At 69.2% G+C, this 16,464-nt stretch carries 24 protein-coding genes and 1 pseudogene; 21 read left to right on the top strand and 4 right to left on the bottom strand.

Annotated features, from left to right (window positions below):
• The 8 genes from Q0588_RS06285 to Q0588_RS06320 all read left to right on the top strand — a co-directional run.
• Window positions 1-177: hypothetical protein (locus Q0588_RS06285; RefSeq protein ID WP_298744842.1), on the top strand; the 177-nt coding region annotated here is incomplete at its 5' end.
• A gap of 23 nt (window positions 178-200) precedes the next feature.
• Window positions 201-458 (top strand): DUF4258 domain-containing protein, encoded by a 258-nt coding sequence (locus Q0588_RS06290; RefSeq protein ID WP_298744753.1) that lies wholly within the window; start codon window positions 201-203, stop codon window positions 456-458.
• A complete protein-coding gene (locus tag Q0588_RS06295) occupies window positions 448-681 on the top strand; it encodes a DUF2283 domain-containing protein (RefSeq protein ID WP_298744754.1) in 234 nt (77 codons plus the stop codon). The genes Q0588_RS06290 and Q0588_RS06295 overlap by 11 nt, the downstream gene beginning before the upstream one ends.
• A gap of 144 nt (window positions 682-825) precedes the next feature.
• Window positions 826-1,617 carry an NYN domain-containing protein gene (locus Q0588_RS06300; protein WP_298744756.1) on the top strand — a complete coding sequence of 264 codons (792 nt, stop codon included), beginning with the start codon at window positions 826-828 and terminating at the stop codon, window positions 1,615-1,617.
• Between the two features lie 186 nt (window positions 1,618-1,803).
• Window positions 1,804-3,003, top strand: a complete 1,200-nt coding sequence (gene dcm, locus Q0588_RS06305) for a DNA (cytosine-5-)-methyltransferase (RefSeq protein ID WP_298744757.1) — start codon at window positions 1,804-1,806, stop codon at window positions 3,001-3,003.
• On the top strand, window positions 2,996-3,451 hold the full coding sequence (locus Q0588_RS06310; RefSeq protein WP_298744759.1) for a very short patch repair endonuclease: 456 nt from the start codon (window positions 2,996-2,998) through the stop codon (window positions 3,449-3,451). The genes dcm and Q0588_RS06310 overlap by 8 nt, the downstream gene beginning before the upstream one ends.
• Window positions 3,452-3,462: 11 nt before the next feature.
• Complete coding sequence (locus tag Q0588_RS06315) at window positions 3,463-4,758, top strand: MvaI/BcnI family restriction endonuclease (RefSeq protein WP_298744760.1); 1,296 nt, start codon at window positions 3,463-3,465, stop codon at window positions 4,756-4,758.
• A 728-nt stretch (window positions 4,759-5,486) separates the two neighbouring features.
• The gene (locus Q0588_RS06320; RefSeq protein ID WP_298744761.1) at window positions 5,487-5,756 is read left to right on the top strand and encodes a hypothetical protein; all 270 of its coding nucleotides are present in this window, start codon (window positions 5,487-5,489) and stop codon (window positions 5,754-5,756) included.
• Here Q0588_RS06320 and Q0588_RS06325 read toward each other — a convergent pair.
• Both Q0588_RS06325 and putP read right to left on the bottom strand, forming a co-directional pair.
• Window positions 5,743-6,189 carry a hypothetical protein gene (locus tag Q0588_RS06325; RefSeq protein WP_298744762.1) on the bottom strand — a complete coding sequence of 149 codons (447 nt, stop codon included), beginning with the start codon at window positions 6,187-6,189 and terminating at the stop codon, window positions 5,743-5,745. The two genes, Q0588_RS06320 and Q0588_RS06325, sit on opposite strands and share 14 nt — an antisense overlap.
• Window positions 6,186-7,706, bottom strand: a complete 1,521-nt coding sequence (gene putP, locus Q0588_RS06330; RefSeq protein ID WP_298744764.1) for a sodium/proline symporter PutP — start codon at window positions 7,704-7,706, stop codon at window positions 6,186-6,188. The genes Q0588_RS06325 and putP overlap by 4 nt, the downstream gene beginning before the upstream one ends.
• 254 nt (window positions 7,707-7,960) lie before the next feature.
• Here putP and Q0588_RS06335 point away from each other — a divergent pair, with 254 nt between their 5' ends.
• Complete coding sequence (locus Q0588_RS06335; RefSeq protein ID WP_298744766.1) at window positions 7,961-8,398, top strand: thioesterase family protein; 438 nt, start codon at window positions 7,961-7,963, stop codon at window positions 8,396-8,398.
• A gap of 11 nt (window positions 8,399-8,409) precedes the next feature.
• The gene (locus Q0588_RS06340) at window positions 8,410-8,892 is read left to right on the top strand and encodes a hypothetical protein (protein ID WP_298744768.1); all 483 of its coding nucleotides are present in this window, start codon (window positions 8,410-8,412) and stop codon (window positions 8,890-8,892) included.
• Here Q0588_RS06340 and Q0588_RS06345 read toward each other — a convergent pair whose 3' ends face one another.
• Window positions 8,893-9,093 carry a hypothetical protein gene (locus Q0588_RS06345; protein ID WP_298744769.1) on the bottom strand — a complete coding sequence of 67 codons (201 nt, stop codon included), beginning with the start codon at window positions 9,091-9,093 and terminating at the stop codon, window positions 8,893-8,895.
• Window positions 9,094-9,254: 161 nt separating this feature from the next.
• Between Q0588_RS06345 and Q0588_RS06350 the strand changes: the two genes are divergently transcribed.
• Window positions 9,255-10,028, top strand: coding sequence for a YebC/PmpR family DNA-binding transcriptional regulator (locus Q0588_RS06350; protein WP_298744772.1), 774 nt, complete (start codon window positions 9,255-9,257; stop codon window positions 10,026-10,028).
• Between the two features lie 3 nt (window positions 10,029-10,031).
• Here Q0588_RS06350 and Q0588_RS06355 read toward each other — a convergent pair whose 3' ends face one another.
• A complete protein-coding gene (locus tag Q0588_RS06355; RefSeq protein WP_298744774.1) occupies window positions 10,032-10,241 on the bottom strand; it encodes a hypothetical protein in 210 nt (69 codons plus the stop codon).
• 127 nt (window positions 10,242-10,368) lie between these two features.
• On the opposite strand from Q0588_RS06355, the gene Q0588_RS06360 reads away from it, so the two are divergent.
• From Q0588_RS06360 to Q0588_RS06405, 10 genes and pseudogenes are all read left to right on the top strand, one after another.
• Window positions 10,369-11,067, top strand: a complete 699-nt coding sequence (locus Q0588_RS06360; protein WP_298744776.1) for an MgtC/SapB family protein — start codon at window positions 10,369-10,371, stop codon at window positions 11,065-11,067.
• Window positions 11,068-11,140: 73 nt separating this feature from the next.
• Window positions 11,141-11,629: pseudogene (ruvC, locus tag Q0588_RS06365) on the top strand (crossover junction endodeoxyribonuclease RuvC); the annotation flags it as partial.
• Window positions 11,630-11,662: 33 nt separating this feature from the next.
• Window positions 11,663-12,280 (top strand): Holliday junction branch migration protein RuvA, encoded by a 618-nt coding sequence (gene ruvA / locus Q0588_RS06370; protein WP_298744844.1) that lies wholly within the window; start codon window positions 11,663-11,665, stop codon window positions 12,278-12,280.
• A gap of 175 nt (window positions 12,281-12,455) precedes the next feature.
• Window positions 12,456-13,490, top strand: coding sequence for a Holliday junction branch migration DNA helicase RuvB (ruvB, locus tag Q0588_RS06375; protein WP_298744778.1), 1,035 nt, complete (start codon window positions 12,456-12,458; stop codon window positions 13,488-13,490).
• Entirely contained in the window at window positions 13,490-13,705 is a 216-nt protein-coding gene (locus Q0588_RS06380) for a hypothetical protein (RefSeq protein ID WP_298744779.1), read from the top strand. The genes ruvB and Q0588_RS06380 overlap by 1 nt, the downstream gene beginning before the upstream one ends.
• Entirely contained in the window at window positions 13,695-14,204 is a 510-nt protein-coding gene (locus tag Q0588_RS06385) for a hypothetical protein (protein WP_298744781.1), read from the top strand. Before Q0588_RS06380 ends, Q0588_RS06385 begins: the two co-directional genes overlap by 11 nt.
• Before the next feature lie 87 nt (window positions 14,205-14,291).
• Entirely contained in the window at window positions 14,292-14,675 is a 384-nt protein-coding gene (locus Q0588_RS06390) for a hypothetical protein (protein WP_298744782.1), read from the top strand.
• On the top strand, window positions 14,672-15,121 hold the full coding sequence (gene ybgC, locus Q0588_RS06395) for a tol-pal system-associated acyl-CoA thioesterase (RefSeq protein WP_298744784.1): 450 nt from the start codon (window positions 14,672-14,674) through the stop codon (window positions 15,119-15,121). Before Q0588_RS06390 ends, ybgC begins: the two co-directional genes overlap by 4 nt.
• A gap of 129 nt (window positions 15,122-15,250) precedes the next feature.
• Complete coding sequence (tolQ, locus tag Q0588_RS06400; protein WP_298744786.1) at window positions 15,251-15,997, top strand: protein TolQ; 747 nt, start codon at window positions 15,251-15,253, stop codon at window positions 15,995-15,997.
• Between the two features lie 2 nt (window positions 15,998-15,999).
• Window positions 16,000-16,461: an ExbD/TolR family protein gene (locus Q0588_RS06405; RefSeq protein WP_298744788.1), complete on the top strand. Its 462-nt coding sequence runs from the start codon at window positions 16,000-16,002 to the stop codon at window positions 16,459-16,461.
• The last annotated feature ends 3 nt before the right edge of the window (window positions 16,462-16,464 follow it).

Here is a 16,464-nt window from a genome sequence, read left to right on the forward strand (position 1 = left end):
GAGACCGTCCGCGCCCTGCGCAAGGACGTGACCTCCAAATGCTACGGCGGCGACGCCACCCGCAAGAAGAAGCTGCTCGAGAAGCAGAAGGCCGGCAAGAAGCGGATGCGCCAGTTCGGCAAGGTCGAGATCCCGCAGGAGGCCTTCATCGCCGCGCTGAAGATGGACGAGGATTGACGCTTCGGGGGGATGATCGCGTCATGAAAACGATCATCCTGACTCGTCACGCCCGCGCCCGCATGGCCCAGTACGGCCTCCCGGAGGCCGCCGTCGTCGCCGCCGTTCGCCATCCGCTATGGACCGAACCGGACCCCAGGCCGGGCGTCGAGCGGCGTTTCGGTCGGCCGCCCGAACTGGACGGCCGCGTCCTCAGGGTGGCGTGTGTCGAGGAAAACGATCATATTCGGGTCCTGTCGGCCTTCCCCGACCGAGACGCGAGACCGCCCGATGGCGCCTGAAATAACCTATGATCCCGAGGCCGACGCCCTGTACATTCGGCTGTCGGACGAGCGCCCCGTCGAAGGGGCGGACGCCGGGCCGTTCGTGCTGGACTACAGCGCCGACAACAAGGTCGTGGGCATCGAACTGCTGTCCGCCAGCACCGTCCTGGCCCCCGGCGACTGGACCAGGGCGCCGCGGCCGTCCGCCGGCAAGGACGGCCACGCCTGCGCGGCGGAATAGGAAAGGTCGGGACACACGCCTTTCAAGGCGCCGTATCGACAGGAGAGGCGAAACGGCGTCCCCATTTCGGCGCCTGACCGTCTTGGGGATTGACCCGCCTCCCGCGGACGGGTCCGATGGCCGCCCCGCGAGAAGGCTGAACCGATGGCGACCGACACAATCAAAGCCGCCGACCGCGCCCCGCGCCTGGCCGTGCTGATCGACGCCGAGAACGCCTCGCCCAAGATCGCCGAGGCCCTGTTCACCGAGATCGCCACCCTCGGCGAGGCCTCGGCCCGGCGCATCTACGGCGACTTCGCCAGCGCCCAGATCGCCGGCTGGACCCGCGTCCTCGCCCGCTTCGCCATCCAGCCGCAGCAGAATTTCGCCAACACCAAGGGCAAGAATTCCGGCGACATCGCCCTCGTCATCGACGCCATGGACCTGCTCCACTCGGGCCGCTTCGACGGCTTCTGCCTGGTCTCCTCCGACGCCGACTTCACCCGCCTGGCCTCGCGCATCCGCGAGGAGGGGGTCGACGTCTACGGCTTCGGCGAGCGCAAGACGCCCGAGAGCTTCCGCCAGGCCTGCACCCGCTTCATCTACACCGAGAACCTCAGCGCCCCCGTCGCGGGCGGCGAGGACGAGGCCGCCCCGGCGTCCTCCGGCCGCGGCCGCAAGTCCGCCGCGGCCGGGGCCGGCGCCGCGCCCGCCCCCGGCAAACGCCCCCCGGCCGAGGCCGCCCGCCTGATCGCCACGGTCATCGCCGACATGGACGAGGACGGCGCCGGCTGGGTCAACGCCGGCGGCATCGCCAACCGCCTGCGCAACGCCTACCCCGACTTCGACCAGCGCAGCTACGGCTACGCCAAGCTCTCCGACCTGATCCGCGCCACCGGCCGGTTCGAGGTGGAGACCAGCGCCGGCGGGGCGATGCGGGTGAGGGACCGGGCTTAGGGGGGGCGGGGCGCGCCTACCCGCCGTCATCCCCGGGTCCGTCCCGGGGATCCATGGGTCCGCCGCAGGGAGGCGGGCGACGCTCTGGTAGGACTCCGGAAACCTGTTCATGATCAGGTTGTTCCTGACTTGTTCTCCTGGCGGAATCTCTCCAGTCTGCCACGCTCAACAAGCGCGGAGTCGACCGTGTCGGAGTATGCCCTGATGGTGAAACAGGCTGGCCAGGCGACGGCCGACAAGGCGGTCGATCTTGGCCTGATCGAGGGGCCCGCCCGTCCGACGGTGAAGCAGCCCGCGCTGAAATTGATCCGCGGCGACAAGGACGACGCCCCGGGCGATTTCACCTTCATCGACCTGTTCGCGGGCATCGGCGGATTGCGGCGGGGCTTCGAGTCGATCGGCGGCCGGTGCGTCTTCACGTCCGAATGGGACAGGTACAGTCAGAAGACCTACCGGGCGAACTTCCCCGACGACGACCACGAAATCAACGGCGACATCACCAAAATCGAGGCGGCGGCCATCCCGCCCCATGACGTTCTGCTGGCCGGCTTTCCCTGCCAGCCCTTCTCCATCGCCGGCGTGTCGAAGAAGAACGCTCTGGGCCGGGCGCACGGTTTTGCGGACAAGACCCAGGGCACGCTTTTCTACGACGTGGCGCGCATCATCGCCCACCATCGCCCGGCGGCCTTCCTGCTCGAGAACGTCCGCAACCTCGTCGGCCACGACAAGGGCAAGACCTTCCAGACCATCAAGGATGTTCTGACGGAAGAGCTCGGCTACACCATCGACTTCCGGGTTATCGACGGACGCCACTGGACCCCCCAGCATCGCGAGCGGATTTTCATCGTCGGCTTCCGCGAGGACCAGGGCTTCCGCTTCGCCGACCTGAAGCTGCCTGACGCGGCCCCGAAGCTGGAGACCATCCTCCATCCGGGTGACGGCTCGGAGGCGCCCGACCAGCGCTTCACCGTCGGCAATTCCGGTCGCGTGTCGGACAAATACACCCTGACCGACCACCTCTGGAACTATCTCCAGCGCTACAAGGAAAAGCACCAGGCCGCCGGCAACGGCTTCGGCTTTGGCCTTGTCGGACCCGATGACGTGGCCCGCACCCTGTCGGCCCGCTACTACAAGGATGGCTCGGAAATCCTCGTAAAGCAGGAGGACGGCAAGGCGCCGCGCCGGCTGACGCCGCGAGAATGCGCCAGGCTGATGGGTTTCGACGAGCCCCAGGGCAACGACTTCATCATCCCGGTTTCGGACACCCAGGCCTATCGCCAGTTCGGGAATTCTGTTGTGGTGCCGGCCGTGAAAGCCGTCGCCGAACATATGAAGCCGCACCTCTTCGCCGCGCTCGGGAAACGGCCGAAGGCGAAGGTTGGCTGACGTCGTCGATCCGGCCACCCGCAGCCGGATGATGTCCGGCATCCGGGGCAAGAACACCAGGCCGGAACTGCAGATCCGCAAGGCGCTCCACGCGCGCGGCTTCCGCTACCGACTGCACTGCAAGGACCTGCCCGGCAACCCCGACCTGTGCCTGCCGAAGCACCGCGCGGTGATCTTCGTGCACGGCTGCTTCTGGCACGGGCACGGATGTCACCTGTTCAAATGGCCGAAGACGAGGCCGGAGTTCTGGCGGGAGAAGATCGGGCGGAACTGCGAGGTCCATCGGGCAGCGGAAGATCGCCTGGTCGATCAGGGTTGGCGAGTAGCGGTTATCTGGGAGTGTGCGCTGAAGGGTTCACGCAAGTGGCCCATGGCCAAGGTCGTTGATGACTGCCAGGCTTGGTTGTTGTCATCGACCGTCAGGCTGGAAATCCCCGACGGACCATAGAGCGGGGGAAGATGAATCTCAGGGATGTCGAGAGGGCGATGCTCGCCCAAGGAGTGACCCAGCTTCTTTACAAGAAGCTGTCCCCAAACGACAATTCCAAGAACCAAGTCTACATAGCTGGAAGCTTGGGTATTTTGAATGTCCTCCCGATGGGCGAGATTCAGTCGGTAAGGACGTCAAAAGGGATGCACATTCTGAGCGCGGCGCTGGATTTCCACTGGCTACGCCTTGACGGCGAACCCGCAGTTGCTCCCAACACCCAGCTTATTCTTTATCCGCAGTATCCAGAGGTTCGTCTGTCGGGCTTCCTCCTCGGTGCACGGGGCGCTCCCAATCAGCTCATGACTTCGCGCGACGAGGGCCGGGTGCTCTTCCTCGGCATAACGCGGTCGCAGCGGATTCTGGCCTACGCCGACAATGATCCGGCGCTGGTGGCGGAACTATCGGCGCTGGGCGGCTTGGCCCAGACGGGCGCTTTCAAACATCTCCCGATAGGCACGGCTGATACGTCTCGTGACCGGTTGCTTGAGCGGTTGACGACCATCGCGGCGGCCGGATGGGTTCAGGCGCAGCGGCTCTATCCTGATGGACACTTGGGGCCATGTGGAGGGACCAACTGCGGTGGGTATACCTTGGAGGCCCAGCTGGGGATCGCCCCGAACGGCAGAAGTGAACCGGATTTCGAGGGCTGGGAACTCAAGAGCCACGCCGTAACCCGCTTTGACAGATTGGGGGTGGGGCAACTCACGTTGATGACGCCCGAGCCCACAGGCGGCTTCTACAAGACTCAGGGGGCGGCTGCCTTCGTTCGGAGGTTTGGTTATGCTGACAGGACAGTTGGGGACCGGTTGAACTTCTCAAGCCCGCATCGAGCCGGAGTCCGAAATGAGGTGACCGGACTGACGTTGCAGTTGCTTGGCTACGACACCAGGGAAGAACGAATAACAGATCCCCACGCCTCATTCGCCTTGCATGACGACGAGGGTGAAATCGCTGCAGAGTGGCACTACGCCGGACTTCTAAAACACTGGAATCGAAAGCACGCCAAAGCGGCGTATGTGCCGAGCCTCTGTCAACGCGGCGATCCCGTTCACTATCGCTACGGTGATCGGGTCCGGCTGGGCATCGAGACGGATTTTGAGAGGTTTCTGGCGGCAGTCTCCAGCGGCGCCGTCTGGTACGATCCAGGAATCAAACTCGAGCTCGCATCGTCGGGTGAACCGCGTCTGAAACGCCGCAGTCAATTTCGCATCCGGTCCGCAAGCCTCGCCAAGTTGTATGCTCGGTTCGAGGAAATCGCTCTCTGAGTTCATCGCCAGCCTCCGCCGTCGCGTCTTGTCTCCTCCCCGTCGCTCCGCGATGGGGAGGGGGACCGCGAAGCGGTGGATGGGCGCCGATCCGCGCACGCCGCCTACCCCTCCGTCACGGCGCGTATTCGCGCCGCGCCACCTCCCCATCGCTGCGCGAACAGGGAGGAGACGGGGGAGCCGTGACGCTGTGCTGGCAATCCGCGAATCTATAGTCGGGTTCAGAGGAAAATCTCCGGCTCTTTCAACCCCATAGTAGATTCTCGATGCAATCTTTCCGCCCCAGGAAGGACCCGTCGTACACTCCCTCCCATCCCGTCGGTGGGGAGGGCGTCGGATCCACGTTCCTCGATGGCGGCGGGCTGTGGTCGAGCGATGAAGCCCGGGCGAAGGAGAGTCCGGGGGTCCTCGCGGAGGTCGATGGATGGCCTCTGCTTGCTCGCCGCGCGGTTTGAGGTCGGGCCGATGCCGCCTTTCGTGCGGTCACGTCCGGCCCATGGCGATGTCCAGCAATGGCGCCGCCATGTTCCGGCAAGGCCTCAATCGGGCCGCCAGCCGGAGGGTCGTGTGGAAATCGACTGCGCGGGACAGCCTGTCTCGTCGAAACGGTTATCACGATTTCACCGGGCGAGGCCCGGCTGTCCCGCTCTCTCCCCACCCGCTTGCCCGCAAGCGGCGAAGAGTCATGCCCGAAGCGCGCCCCTGGCCCCCAGCCCCCCGGAGCTCCCATGAAACACCGACCCCTCAGCCGCCGCCGCATCAATGACCTCGTCATCCACGAGGTCCAGCGCGAGCGCCTCGCCCGCATCGCCCGGGGCGAGATCGAGCCGATGTGCGATCGCGAGGGCTTCTTCCTGTGGAGCGTGCGCGAGGGCGGCCGCCCGAAATACGCGGACTTCATCCTGCCGCCCCTGCTGTACCTCTACGAACAGGAGCGCCTTGAACACGAGGCCCGGAAGGAGGAGGCCGACGCTCCCGCCGATGTCACCGCTTCCTGAACCGCCCCGCCTCGGCCTTCAGGTTGGCGCCCCAGTCGGTCGCCGGATGGTCCGGCTCGGGGGCGAACGGCAGGGTCCCGGCCACGCCGCGCGCGGCCAGGGCCAGCGGCAGGGCGAACAGGGGCAGCAGGCGCAGCGGCTTGCGGCGTTTGTCCGTCACGTCCCAGCCCTCGGCCTCGAAGGCCGGGACCAGGTCGGCGGGGGAGCGGCGGTGAAGGTCGCGCAGATGGTCGGGCCAGTCGGCGGGCAGGGGGACGGCCTCGGCCTCGTCCAGCGACAGGCCGAAGGCGGCGCGGGCGACGGCGTCGACCTCCGGGTGTTCGTGGCGCAGGTCCGGGTCGGCGAGGCGCGGCTTCATCAGCGCCTTCAGCTCGAGGGCGTCGACGCCGGGCAGGTCGGCGAGGCGGCGCAGGGGGGCGGCGCGGGCGTTCACGAGGCCGCCTCCGGCGCCCGCGCCCCGGCCAGCTTCGCCCCGACGGCGTCGAAGGTCCCGGCGACCTCGCCCTGCGGGGTCCGGCCCATCAGGCTGACGCCGACGATGGCCAGGGCGCTGAGGAGGAAGCCGGGGACCATCTCGTACAGCACCGTGGTCAGGGCCGCGCCCGAGGGCAGCACCGGGGCGAAGATCCAGACCAGCACGGTGGCGGCGCCGGTGATCATGCCGGCGAGGGCGCCGTTCCGCGTCATCCGCCTCCACGTCAGCGACAGGATGATCAGCGGCCCGAAGGCGGCGCCGAAGCCGGCCCAGGCGTTGGCCACGAGGCCCAGCACATTGTTGTCCGGGCTGTACGCCAGCCCGACGGCGGCGAGGGCGACCGCCAGCACGGCGATCCGCCCGACCAGCACCAGCTCGGTCTGCGACGCGCTGCGGCGCACGAACAGGCCGTAGAAGTCTTCGGTCAGGGAGGAGGACGACACCAGCAGCTGCGACGAGATGGTGCTCATGATGGCCGCGAGGATGGCGGCCAGCAGGAAGCCGGTGACCAGCGGATCGAACAGCAGGTCGGAGAGGAGGATGAAGATGGTCTCCGGATCGGCGACGCTGAGGCCGTGGGCGGTGGCGTAGGCCAGGCCGGTCAGGCCGGTGGCGAGGGCCCCGGCCAGCGACACGATCATCCAGCTCATGCCGATGCGGCGGGCGACCGGAATGTCCCGCACCGAGCGGATGGCCATGAAGCGGACGATGATGTGCGGCTGGCCGAAATAGCCGAGGCCCCAGGCCAGGGCCGAGACGACGCCGACGGCGCTGGTCCCGGCCAGCAGGTCGAGGCGGGCCGGATCGACCGAGCGGACGATCTCCGCCGTCTCGGCCGGGCCGCCGACCTCGATCATGGCCACGACCGGCACGAGGACCAGGGCCAGGAACATGATGCAGCCCTGCACGAAATCGGTCAGGCTGACGGCCAGAAAGCCCCCGAACAATGTGTAGGCCAGCACCACCCCGGCGGTGATCCACAGGCCCCAGGCGTAGTCGAGGCCGAAGGCGCTGTCGAACAGCTTGCCGCCCGCGACCAGGCCGCTGGCGGTGTAGAGGGTGAAGAAGACGACGATGACGAGGGAGGAGATCACCCGCAGCAGGTGCGACCGGTCGGCGAACCGCTTGCCGAGATAGTCGGGGATGGTGATCGCGTCCCCGGCCGCCTCGGTGTAGACGCGCAGCCGCGGAGCCACGATCAGGTAGTTCAGCCAGGCCCCTGCGACCAGGCCGAGCCCGATCCAGGCCGCCGACAGCCCGGTGGCGAACATGGCCCCGGGCAGGCCCAGCATCAGCCAGCCGCTCATGTCCGAGGCGCCCGCCGACAGCGCCGTCACCGCCGGCCCCAGCCGCCGCCCGCCCAGCATGTAGCCGGACACGTCGCCGGTGGACCTGCGCCACGCATAGACGCCGATGCCCAGCATCAGCATGAAATACAGGCCGAGGGTGACGAGGGCGCCGGTTTCCATCCGCATGGCGTAGCAGCGTTGCCGCGACCGGGTCCACCCCGGCCCGGATCAGGGGAAGGTCGCCACGCTGCACACCGCCGCCGCGTCGCCGAGGGCGTCGAAGACCCGCGGCGCGGCGGCGGTGATCCGCATGCCGGCGAGGCGGGGCGCTTGACGCCGCGTCCGCCAGGCCCAAGGCTCGGCTCAAGCGGACTCGACCGAAGCCGCACGAAACGCGCTCAGGCAGCGAGGCGCCGTGCGCCCAATAACGGGGAGAGTTCATGACGGGCACGATCGAGCGGACCAGGCGCGGCGACTACCGCCGCTTCCAGGCCATCTCCACGCGCTGGATGGACAACGACGTCTACGGCCACGTGAACAACGTCGTCTATTACTCGTGGTTCGACACGGCGGTGAACCGGCTGCTGGTCGTCAACGGCCTGCTCGACATCCACCACGGCAAGGTCATCGGCCTGGTGGCCGAGACCGGCTGCCGCTACTTCACCCCGACCGCCTTTCCGGACGAGATCGAGGCCGGGGTCCGCGTCGGCCATGTGGGCGCCAGCTCGGTCCGCTACGAGATCGGCCTGTTCCGCAACAAGGAGGAGGAGGCCGCCGCCGTCGGCCATTTCGTCCACGTCTATGTCGACCGCGACTCGAAGCGGCCCGTGCCGGTGGACGACAGGATGCGGGGGTTTCTGGAGTCGTTGAAAACATGAGATCGCGCGGCTTGGCCTTGTTGATTGGACTCTGCTCACTCAGCGTCGCCTGCGGGGAACTTGACGCGCGCGCCAGAGACGAGGCGCTTATCGAACGGTTCGAAATGGATCGAACAGGCTTTCAGAATGCCGTTGATCTGATGACCGCCGAACCGGTCATCCAACGGGTGGATTTGCGCTCAGACGGCTCCGTCTCCGTGCAGCCGACCGACACCGACAATGCGCGCGTCCAGGCACTGGCTGATTTCATGAAGAAGCAAGGCATCAACAGCGTGGGCGCCGGCCCCACGCGCCCAATCACTGTGTCATTCCATATGCACAGCTCAGGAATTGCGACCTCAGGTCAACTCAAGACCCTACTGTTCAGCCCGGTTGCGCCAGACGGGCCTGTCGTACCTGACACCGACGTCGAGATAGCCACGCAACAAGACCGATGGCGTGTCGTGTACCGTCGCGTGGCCGAAAACTGGTACATCGGGAACAGCTGCTGCTGATCAGTCGTCCAGCCGTCCCGTCAGCGCCAGGGCGCCGACGGCGGTCAGCACCCCGAGGGCGAAGGCGGCGACGATGGCGCCGGTGGCGACGGCGGCGGGCACGGTGACCGGGCGGGCCTCGTACCACTCGACGATGTCGGCCTCGCCGAGATCCTCGTCGGAATAGAGGTCGGCGTCCTGGATGGAGTCTTCGGCGGTCATGGCGGGCTCCGGCGGGGTCAGTGCCGGAATGCCCGGCGAAGGCGGCGGTTCCTGCCCGTGACAGCCGCCCCGCCATCGGCTAGACGGCGCGCCGACGAACAGCGACCGCGCTCAGGCAGCGAGCGACCGCGTCGCGAGCGACAGCGCACCAAGAGAGACTCATGGCCGGCCATTCCAAATTCAAGAACATCATGCACCGCAAGGGCCGCGCCGACGCGCAGCGGTCCAAACTGTTCTCGAAGCTGTCGCGGGACATCACCGTGGCCGCCAAATCGGGCCTGCCCGACCCGGCCATGAACCCGCGCCTGCGCCTGGCGGTGAACAACGCCAAGGCCGAGAGCCTGCCCAAGGACGTCATCCAGCGGGCCATCAACAAGGCCTCCAGCGGCGACGCCGACACCATGGAGGAGATCCGCTACGAGGGCCGCGGCCCCGGCGGCGTCGGCATCATCGTCGAGGCCCTGACCGACAACCGCAACCGGGCCGGCTCCAACATCCGCGCCGCCTTCTCCAAGAACGGCGGCCAGCTCGGCGAGATCAACTCGGTCGCCTTCATGTGGGACCGGGTGGGCCAGATCATCTATCCGGCCGAGGCCGGCACCGAGGACCAGGTCATGGAGGCGGCGATCGAGGCCGGCGCCCAGGACGTCGAGAGCGACCTGGTCAAGCCGGACGTCTACGAGGACGCCCCGGGCCACACCATCTGGACCCGGTTCGAGGACCTCAACGAGGTCGCCGACGCCATGTCCAGGGTGCTGGGCGACCCGAAGTCGACGGCGCTGGTGTGGAAGCCGCAGTCGGAGGTCACCGTCACCGGCGAGGCGGTCGGCACGCTGATGCGGCTGCTCGACGCCCTGGACGCCGAGGACGACGTGCAGAACGTCTATTCGAACGAGGACATCTCGGACGAGGACCTGGCGAAATACGCGGGCTGACGGTCAGCCGGCGAAGCTGCGCAGCTCGTCGGTGACCCAGCCGTCGGGGTTGCGCAGCGGGCGGCCGGGCCGGCGCAGGCGGATCAGGCCGTGCAGGGCGTCGGCGAGGTCGAGCAGCTGCTCTTCCGACAGCTCGACGGCGGCGCGCAGCACCTCGGCCCTCAGGTCTTCGTAGGCTGGCTTCGGCAGGCGCCGTTCCGGTGAGAGGCTCATGGGGGCTCCGAATCGTCGGGGTTGACCTCGCGGCAGAGGCTGTAACCCGGTCGCGCGGCGCCGGTTCCCGCCGCCGCGGCCGCCGGCCGGCCCGGAACCCCGGCGGCGGGCCGGGGGTTGCCCATCCATGGACCTGAGCGACCTGCCCGATTTCGTCCCGTCCCTGCTGGCCGCCGTGCTGGCCGGCGGGATGATCGGCTTCGAGCGCGAGTGGCGCGGCCGGGCGGCGGGACTGCGCACCCATATTCTCGTCTGCCTGGCCTCCGCCCTGCTGATGGAGGCGGCCGTGTCCCAGTCCGCCTGGCGGTTCGACGCCCTGGCCGGGAGCGCGGTCGTCAGCGATCCGACGCGGATGGCCCACGGCGTGCTGACCGGCATCGGCTTCCTCTGCGCCGGGGTGATCTTCCGGGCCGGCTTCTCGATCCACGGCCTGACCACGGCGGCGTCGCTGTGGATCACTGCGGCCATCGGCCTGCTGTTCGGGGTCGGCCTGTTCCCGCTGGCGGCCGCCGGGACGGTGCTCGCCGTGGCCATCCTCGCAGTGCTGCGGATCGTCAGCGCGCGGCTGCCCCAGCAGACGGTCGTCGACGCCGAGGTGGTCTGGCGGCGCGGGGACCCGGCCGCGGGGGATGCCGTCGAGTCGGCCCTGCGCGAGGCCGGCGGTCCGATGCGCGACGAACGCCACGAGCTGATCGACGGCGGCGAGTCCGTTCGCCGCTGCTTCCGCATCCGCGCCCGGGGCGCGGAACCGCTGAAGCGGCTGGCGGCCCGCCTGCGGACCATCGAGGGCGTCACCGGCTACCGGCTCGACCCGCGCGACGACTGACGGCGGCGGAAATACGGTCGCCCGCATCCCCGGTCATTGTCCGCTAACCCTCTTTGCGGCATGACTGGAACGGATGGCGAACGAAACGACTCGAATCCTCGGTCTTGACCCCGGCCTGCGGCGCACCGGCTGGGGCGTGGTGGCGGCCGAGGGCTCGCGCCTGCGCTGGATCGCCCACGGCGTCGTGGCCCCGCCCGAGGCCGCCCCTTTCAGCGAGCGCCTGCTCCATCTGCTCGAGGCGATCGGCGCGGTCTGCGCCGTCCACGCCTGCGACGAGGCCGCCATCGAGGAGGTCTTCGTCAACATGAATCCGGCCTCGACGCTGAAGCTGGGCCACGCCCGCGCCGCGGTCATGCTGGCCCCGGCGCGCCACGGCCTCGGCGTCGCCGAATATTCGCCCAATCTGATCAAGAAGGCGGTGGTCGGGGCCGGCCACGCCGACAAGGCACAGATCGCCTTCATGGTGAAGCGCCTGCTGCCCTCGGCCGGCGATGTGAAGGCCGACGCCGCCGACGCCCTCGCCGTGGCCATCACCCACGCCCAGCTGCGCAGGCGGGCCCTGCTCATTCCTCCCCCATCGGGGGAGGATCGTATCATGATCGGGCGGCTCAGGGGCGTGCTGGCCGAGGTCGAGCCCGACCACTGCCTGATCGACTGCGCCGGCGTCGGCTATGTCGTGGCCTGCGGGGCCCGCACCCTGCAGCGGCTGCCCGCCCCCGGCGACGAGGCCACCCTGCATATCGAATCGAACTGGAACGCCGAGAGCGGGCCCCGCCTCTACGGCTTCCTGACCCGCGACGAGCGGCGCGCCTTCACCACCCTGACCGGCATCCAGGGCGTCGGCCCCAAGGCGGCCCTGTCGGTGCTCGACGTGCTGCCGCCCGGCGAGCTCGCCGCCGCCGTGGCCCGCGAGGACAGGGCCGCCGTGGCCCGCGCCAACGGCGTCGGGCCGAAGCTGGCCCTGCGCATCGTCACCGAGCTGAAGGGCAAGCCGCTCGGCGAGGTCAGCTTCACGTCCTCGGCCGCGGGCGTGCACGCCGAAGTCGCGCCGCCCGTTCCGAGCGTCACGGGCGAGGCCGTCTCGGCCCTGCTCGGCCTCGGCGTGGCCGAGGTCAACGCCCGCCGCGCCGTCGACCAGGCGCTGATCCGCCTCGGCGACGCCGCCGACCTGTCCGCCGTCATCCGCGCGGCGTTGCAGGAGCTGGGACGTTGAGGGGCGATCTTCCAACCTGCGAAGCAGGTTCATCACAACGAGCACGACGGATTCACAACGAACACGACGCGGCTTGCTCCTGGCTCAGGCCCCGTCGTGCCCGTTGTGGCCATCGTTGTGTCCGCTGTGATGAACCTTCCGATCCCCGGCTTCGCCGGGAAGGGCGGGTATGAGCATGACTGAGGACAGGCTGGTGGATCCCGCCCCCGCCCCCGGCGAAACCCACGACCGCGCCCTGCGGCCGCGGACCCTGTCCGAATTCGTCGGCCAGGAGCAGGCCAAGGGCAATCTGAAGGTCTTCATCGAGGCGGCGCGCGGGCGCGGCGAGGCGCTCGACCACGTGCTGCTGTTCGGCCCGCCCGGCCTCGGCAAGACCACCCTGGCCCAGATCGTCTCGCGCGAGCTCGGCGTCGGCTTCCGCGCCACCTCCGGCCCGATCCTGGCCAAGGCCGGCGATCTGGCGGCCATCCTGACCAATCTCGAACCCCGCGACGTGCTGTTCATCGACGAGATCCACCGGCTGGCCCCGACGGTGGAGGAGATCCTCTATCCCGCCATGGAGGACCATGTGCTGGACCTGATCATCGGCGAGGGGCCCTCGGCCCGCTCGGTGCGCATCGACCTGGCCCCCTTCACCCTCGTCGGCGCCACCACCCGGGCCGGCCTGCTGGCCACGCCGCTGAGGGACCGGTTCGGCATCCCCCTGCGGCTCGAATTCTATACGCCCGAGGAATTGGTGCGGGTGATCATGGGGGCGGCCCGCAGGCTGGGCGCGCCCATCGCCGAGGACGGCGCCCGCGAGATCGCCTCGCGCTCGCGCGGCACCCCCCGCGTCGCCGGCCGCCTGCTGCGCCGGGTCCGGGACTTCGCCACCGCCGACGGCGCCACCTCCATCGACCGCCTCGCCGCCGCCCGCGCCCTCAGCCGGCTGGAGATCGACGAGGCGGGGCTCGACGCCAACGACCGCCGCTTCCTCAGGGCCCTGATCGAGAACTACGGCGGCGGCCCGGTCGGCATGGACACCCTCGCCGCCGCCATCGCCGAGGCCCGCGACGCGGTCGAGGACGTCATCGAGCCCTATCTGCTGCAGCAGGGCTTCATCCAGCGCACGCCGCGCGGCCGCATGGCCTGCGCCCGGGCCTACGCCCATCTCGGCCTGGCCGAGCCGCCCCGCCCGCCTGAGCAGGGCGGGCTGTTCGGCGGCAAGTGATGGGCCGCAAGGGTGCGAGGGACCGAAAAGGTCGGCCCCGGAGCAATCGCGCGCAGAACCGGCAGGTCAAGGACGCCGCGAGTGCAATGGGGCTCAGCGACGACCAGCGTTGGACGTTTCGGCGCAGGGTCGAGCTGGAAAGCCGGGAACAAGGCGCGGATTTGAGCTATGATGACCTGATGAGCATCGCCGGAGAGGTGAAGAATGGCGTATGACGGCGGTCAGCGGCCGAGCGAGATCGCCGCCGTGTTCAATGCCGCTCTCGCGGGCTTTGAGGACGAGCTACGCTGCTTTCAGGTCACGCGCGTGCTGGGATCCATGCTCGTATTCGATTTTGGCGTGCCGAGGGCCAAGACGACGACGCGAGGTTCCCCGGTGTTGGTCGGGTCGGCTTTCCTGAGTATCGGCAACGCCTATTGGTGGGTCAGCGGCTCGCATCGTCGGCTGAACAGCGCCACGCTCGACGAGGATCTGGCGCCTGTGCTCCGGGAGGCGTTTCTCGGCGAGAAGCTCTGCGCGGTCGAGACCAACGCCAAGGCGTTGAGGTTTGTTTTCACTGGCGGGCGTTCCCTCAATCTCGACCTCTCCAATTTTTGGGACCAGGACGCCGACGAAGAAGTTTGCTCTCTCCATCGGGACGGGTTGAGCGTCGTCCTTTCGCCGAACCGGCGAATTAGTCTCCGGCCAGACCGCCGCTACAAACAAGCCGCCTGAATCGCGACGACATCCCCGCTTCGATCACTCCCGGACTCTTCACGGCGCGGGCGAACCCCGTCATGCTTGGCCGGCAACGGAGGCGGCATGGCGCGTCGGGTCATCAGGGTCGAGCGGTTGATCGCCGTGCTGGGCGCGGCGGTGCTGGCGCTCGGCGTCCTGCTGCTCTGGGTGGTCGGCCGCGGCGGCGGCCTCGGCGGCGGCGAGCCGTCGCCCGAGGAGCGGGCCGGCCTCCAGCTGCGCGAACACGTCGGGCCGGGCGCGGCGGTGCGCTACACCGAACGCGGCCGCCGCCGCGCCGTCTGCGGCTACGTCTCGAGCGGCGGCGAACTGGTGGTGTTCATCTCGCGTCCCAACCGCATCCTGCTGGAGACCGATCCGCTGAAGGCCGAGTTCGACGAGATGCTGCGCGACGTCTGCCCCGGCTTCCTGACCCGCGCCCCCGGTGCGAGGGGAGGGGCCCGCCGATGATCGACGCCCCCACCGCCGGCCGCTTCGAGGACGGCGAGCACCGCCTGCCGGTCCGCGTCTACTACGAGGACACCGACTTCACCGGCCTGGTCTACCACGGCAGCTATGTGCGCTATTTCGAGCGCGGGCGGTCGGACGCCCTGCGCCTGATGGGGGTCGGCCACGCCCGGCTGCTGGACGGCGACCAGCCGACGGCCTTCGTCGTCTCCAGGATGGAGCTGGACTTCCTCAAGCCGGCGCGGATCGACGACGAACTGGTCGTGCGCACCCGCTACCGGGCCATCAAGGGCCCCCGCCTGCTGATCTCCCAGAGCATCGCGCGGGGGGCCGATGTCCTGTGCCGCGCCGCCGTCGAGGCGGTCTGCATCCATATGGACGGCCGCCCGCGCCGGCCCCCGCCCGCCCTTCGCGACAAGGTGGAGCCGTGGCTGGCGGGCGAACCCTGACCCCCTCGCGACCCTGTCACGTGCAGCGGGGTGACGGCGCGGCCGGACCCCGCTAGACCCGCCTGGATCGCCACATATCCGCCACCCCCGTCCGGTGCACAGGACGGACGGACCAGGGAGGACGACCGAATGACCATCGCCGCTGAGGCCTCGACGATGCTGAATCCCGTGACCCTGTTCCTGGAGGCGGATCCGGTCGTGAAGGCCATCATGATCGGCCTCGCCGCGGCCTCGCTGTGGTCCTGGGCGGTGATCATCGACAAGGCGGTGCGCTTCGCCTCCATGAACCGCCAGGCCACCGCCTTCGAACGCGCCGTCGGCTCGGGCCGGTCGCTGGAGGAGATCGCGTCCCAGGCGGGTCCCGATCCGGCCGATCCGCTGCCGCGCATGCTGGTCGTCGCCCTCGCCGACTGGCGCGAGGCCCGCACGCGCGGCCCGCTGACCGAGGGGCAGGGCAATATGCTGATGGCCCGCATCGACCGCGCCCTCGACAGCCTGATCGCCCGCGAGGGCCAGCGGGTCGAGGCCGGGCTCGGCGTGCTCTCGGTGGTCGCCACCGCCTCGCCCTTCATCGGCCTGTTCGGCACGGTCTGGGGCATCATGAACGCCTTCGGGGCCATCGCCGCCTCGGGCAACACCAATCTGGCCACCGTGGCCCCGGCCATCTCCGAGGCCCTGTTCGCCACGGCCCTCGGCCTCGCCGCGGCCATCCCGGCCTATATGGCCTACAACAAATTCTCCATCGACGCGGGCAAGTTCACCGGCCGGCTCGAGAGCTTCGCCGACGACCTGCAGGCCGCCGTGGCCCGCCGCCTCGGCGCTCCGGCCGGCCCGCCGCCGCGGGCTGCGGCCGACTACGGCCATCGGGAGGTCTGAGCATGGCCCTCGGTGGAGCAGCCGGAGGCGGCGGCCACGTCCGCGGCCGCAGGCGGGCCCGCAAACGGCCCCTCAGCGAGATCAACGTCACCCCCCTGGTCGACGTGATGCTGGTGCTGCTGATCATCTTCATGATCTCGGCCCCGCTGCTGACCACCGGCGTCGAGGTCGAACTGCCGAAGACCGAGGCCAGCGCGGTCGACGTCACCGACCAGCCCGTGACGGTCTCGATCGACCGCGACGGGGCCATCTTCGTCGGCGAGGGCGGCGTGGACTGGAACGATCTGGTCGCCCGGGTGGCCCGCGAAGGCGGCGCCGACGCCCGCGACAAGCCGGTCTTCGTCCGCGCCGACGGCCGCGCCCCCTATCAGGCCGTGGCGCGGGTCATGGCGCGGCTGTCCGGCGCCGGCTTCACCAGGCTGAACCTGATCACCGACACGTCGGCGCCGGCCGAGGGGGGCTGAGCC

Source organism: uncultured Brevundimonas sp. (genome assembly GCF_937870815.1).
Taxonomy (GTDB): Bacteria; Pseudomonadota; Alphaproteobacteria; order Caulobacterales; family Caulobacteraceae; genus Brevundimonas.

Excerpts from the sequence above, each read along its gene's own strand:
- Q0588_RS06350 (WP_298744772.1), top strand. The coding sequence starts at position 9,255 with ATGGCCGGCCATTCCAAATTCAAGAACATCATGCACCGCAAGGGCCGC.
- Q0588_RS06405 (WP_298744788.1), top strand. The coding sequence starts at position 16,000 with ATGGCCCTCGGTGGAGCAGCCGGAGGCGGCGGCCACGTCCGCGGCCGC.
- Q0588_RS06360 (WP_298744776.1), top strand. The coding sequence starts at position 10,369 with ATGGACCTGAGCGACCTGCCCGATTTCGTCCCGTCCCTGCTGGCCGCC.
- Q0588_RS06345 (WP_298744769.1), bottom strand. The coding sequence starts at position 9,093 with ATGACCGCCGAAGACTCCATCCAGGACGCCGACCTCTATTCCGACGAG.
- tolQ (WP_298744786.1), top strand. The coding sequence starts at position 15,251 with ATGACCATCGCCGCTGAGGCCTCGACGATGCTGAATCCCGTGACCCTG.
- Q0588_RS06295 (WP_298744754.1), top strand. The coding sequence starts at position 448 with ATGGCGCCTGAAATAACCTATGATCCCGAGGCCGACGCCCTGTACATT.
- Q0588_RS06320 (WP_298744761.1), top strand. The coding sequence starts at position 5,487 with ATGAAACACCGACCCCTCAGCCGCCGCCGCATCAATGACCTCGTCATC.
- Q0588_RS06315 (WP_298744760.1), top strand. The coding sequence starts at position 3,463 with ATGAATCTCAGGGATGTCGAGAGGGCGATGCTCGCCCAAGGAGTGACC.
- Q0588_RS06355 (WP_298744774.1), bottom strand. The coding sequence starts at position 10,241 with ATGAGCCTCTCACCGGAACGGCGCCTGCCGAAGCCAGCCTACGAAGAC.
- putP (WP_298744764.1), bottom strand. The coding sequence starts at position 7,706 with ATGCGGATGGAAACCGGCGCCCTCGTCACCCTCGGCCTGTATTTCATG.
- ybgC (WP_298744784.1), top strand. The coding sequence starts at position 14,672 with ATGATCGACGCCCCCACCGCCGGCCGCTTCGAGGACGGCGAGCACCGC.
- Q0588_RS06335 (WP_298744766.1), top strand. The coding sequence starts at position 7,961 with ATGACGGGCACGATCGAGCGGACCAGGCGCGGCGACTACCGCCGCTTC.
- Q0588_RS06390 (WP_298744782.1), top strand. The coding sequence starts at position 14,292 with ATGGCGCGTCGGGTCATCAGGGTCGAGCGGTTGATCGCCGTGCTGGGC.
- ruvA (WP_298744844.1), top strand. The coding sequence starts at position 11,663 with ATGATCGGGCGGCTCAGGGGCGTGCTGGCCGAGGTCGAGCCCGACCAC.
- Q0588_RS06290 (WP_298744753.1), top strand. The coding sequence starts at position 201 with ATGAAAACGATCATCCTGACTCGTCACGCCCGCGCCCGCATGGCCCAG.
- Q0588_RS06380 (WP_298744779.1), top strand. The coding sequence starts at position 13,490 with ATGGGCCGCAAGGGTGCGAGGGACCGAAAAGGTCGGCCCCGGAGCAAT.
- ruvB (WP_298744778.1), top strand. The coding sequence starts at position 12,456 with ATGACTGAGGACAGGCTGGTGGATCCCGCCCCCGCCCCCGGCGAAACC.
- Q0588_RS06385 (WP_298744781.1), top strand. The coding sequence starts at position 13,695 with ATGGCGTATGACGGCGGTCAGCGGCCGAGCGAGATCGCCGCCGTGTTC.
- Q0588_RS06300 (WP_298744756.1), top strand. The coding sequence starts at position 826 with ATGGCGACCGACACAATCAAAGCCGCCGACCGCGCCCCGCGCCTGGCC.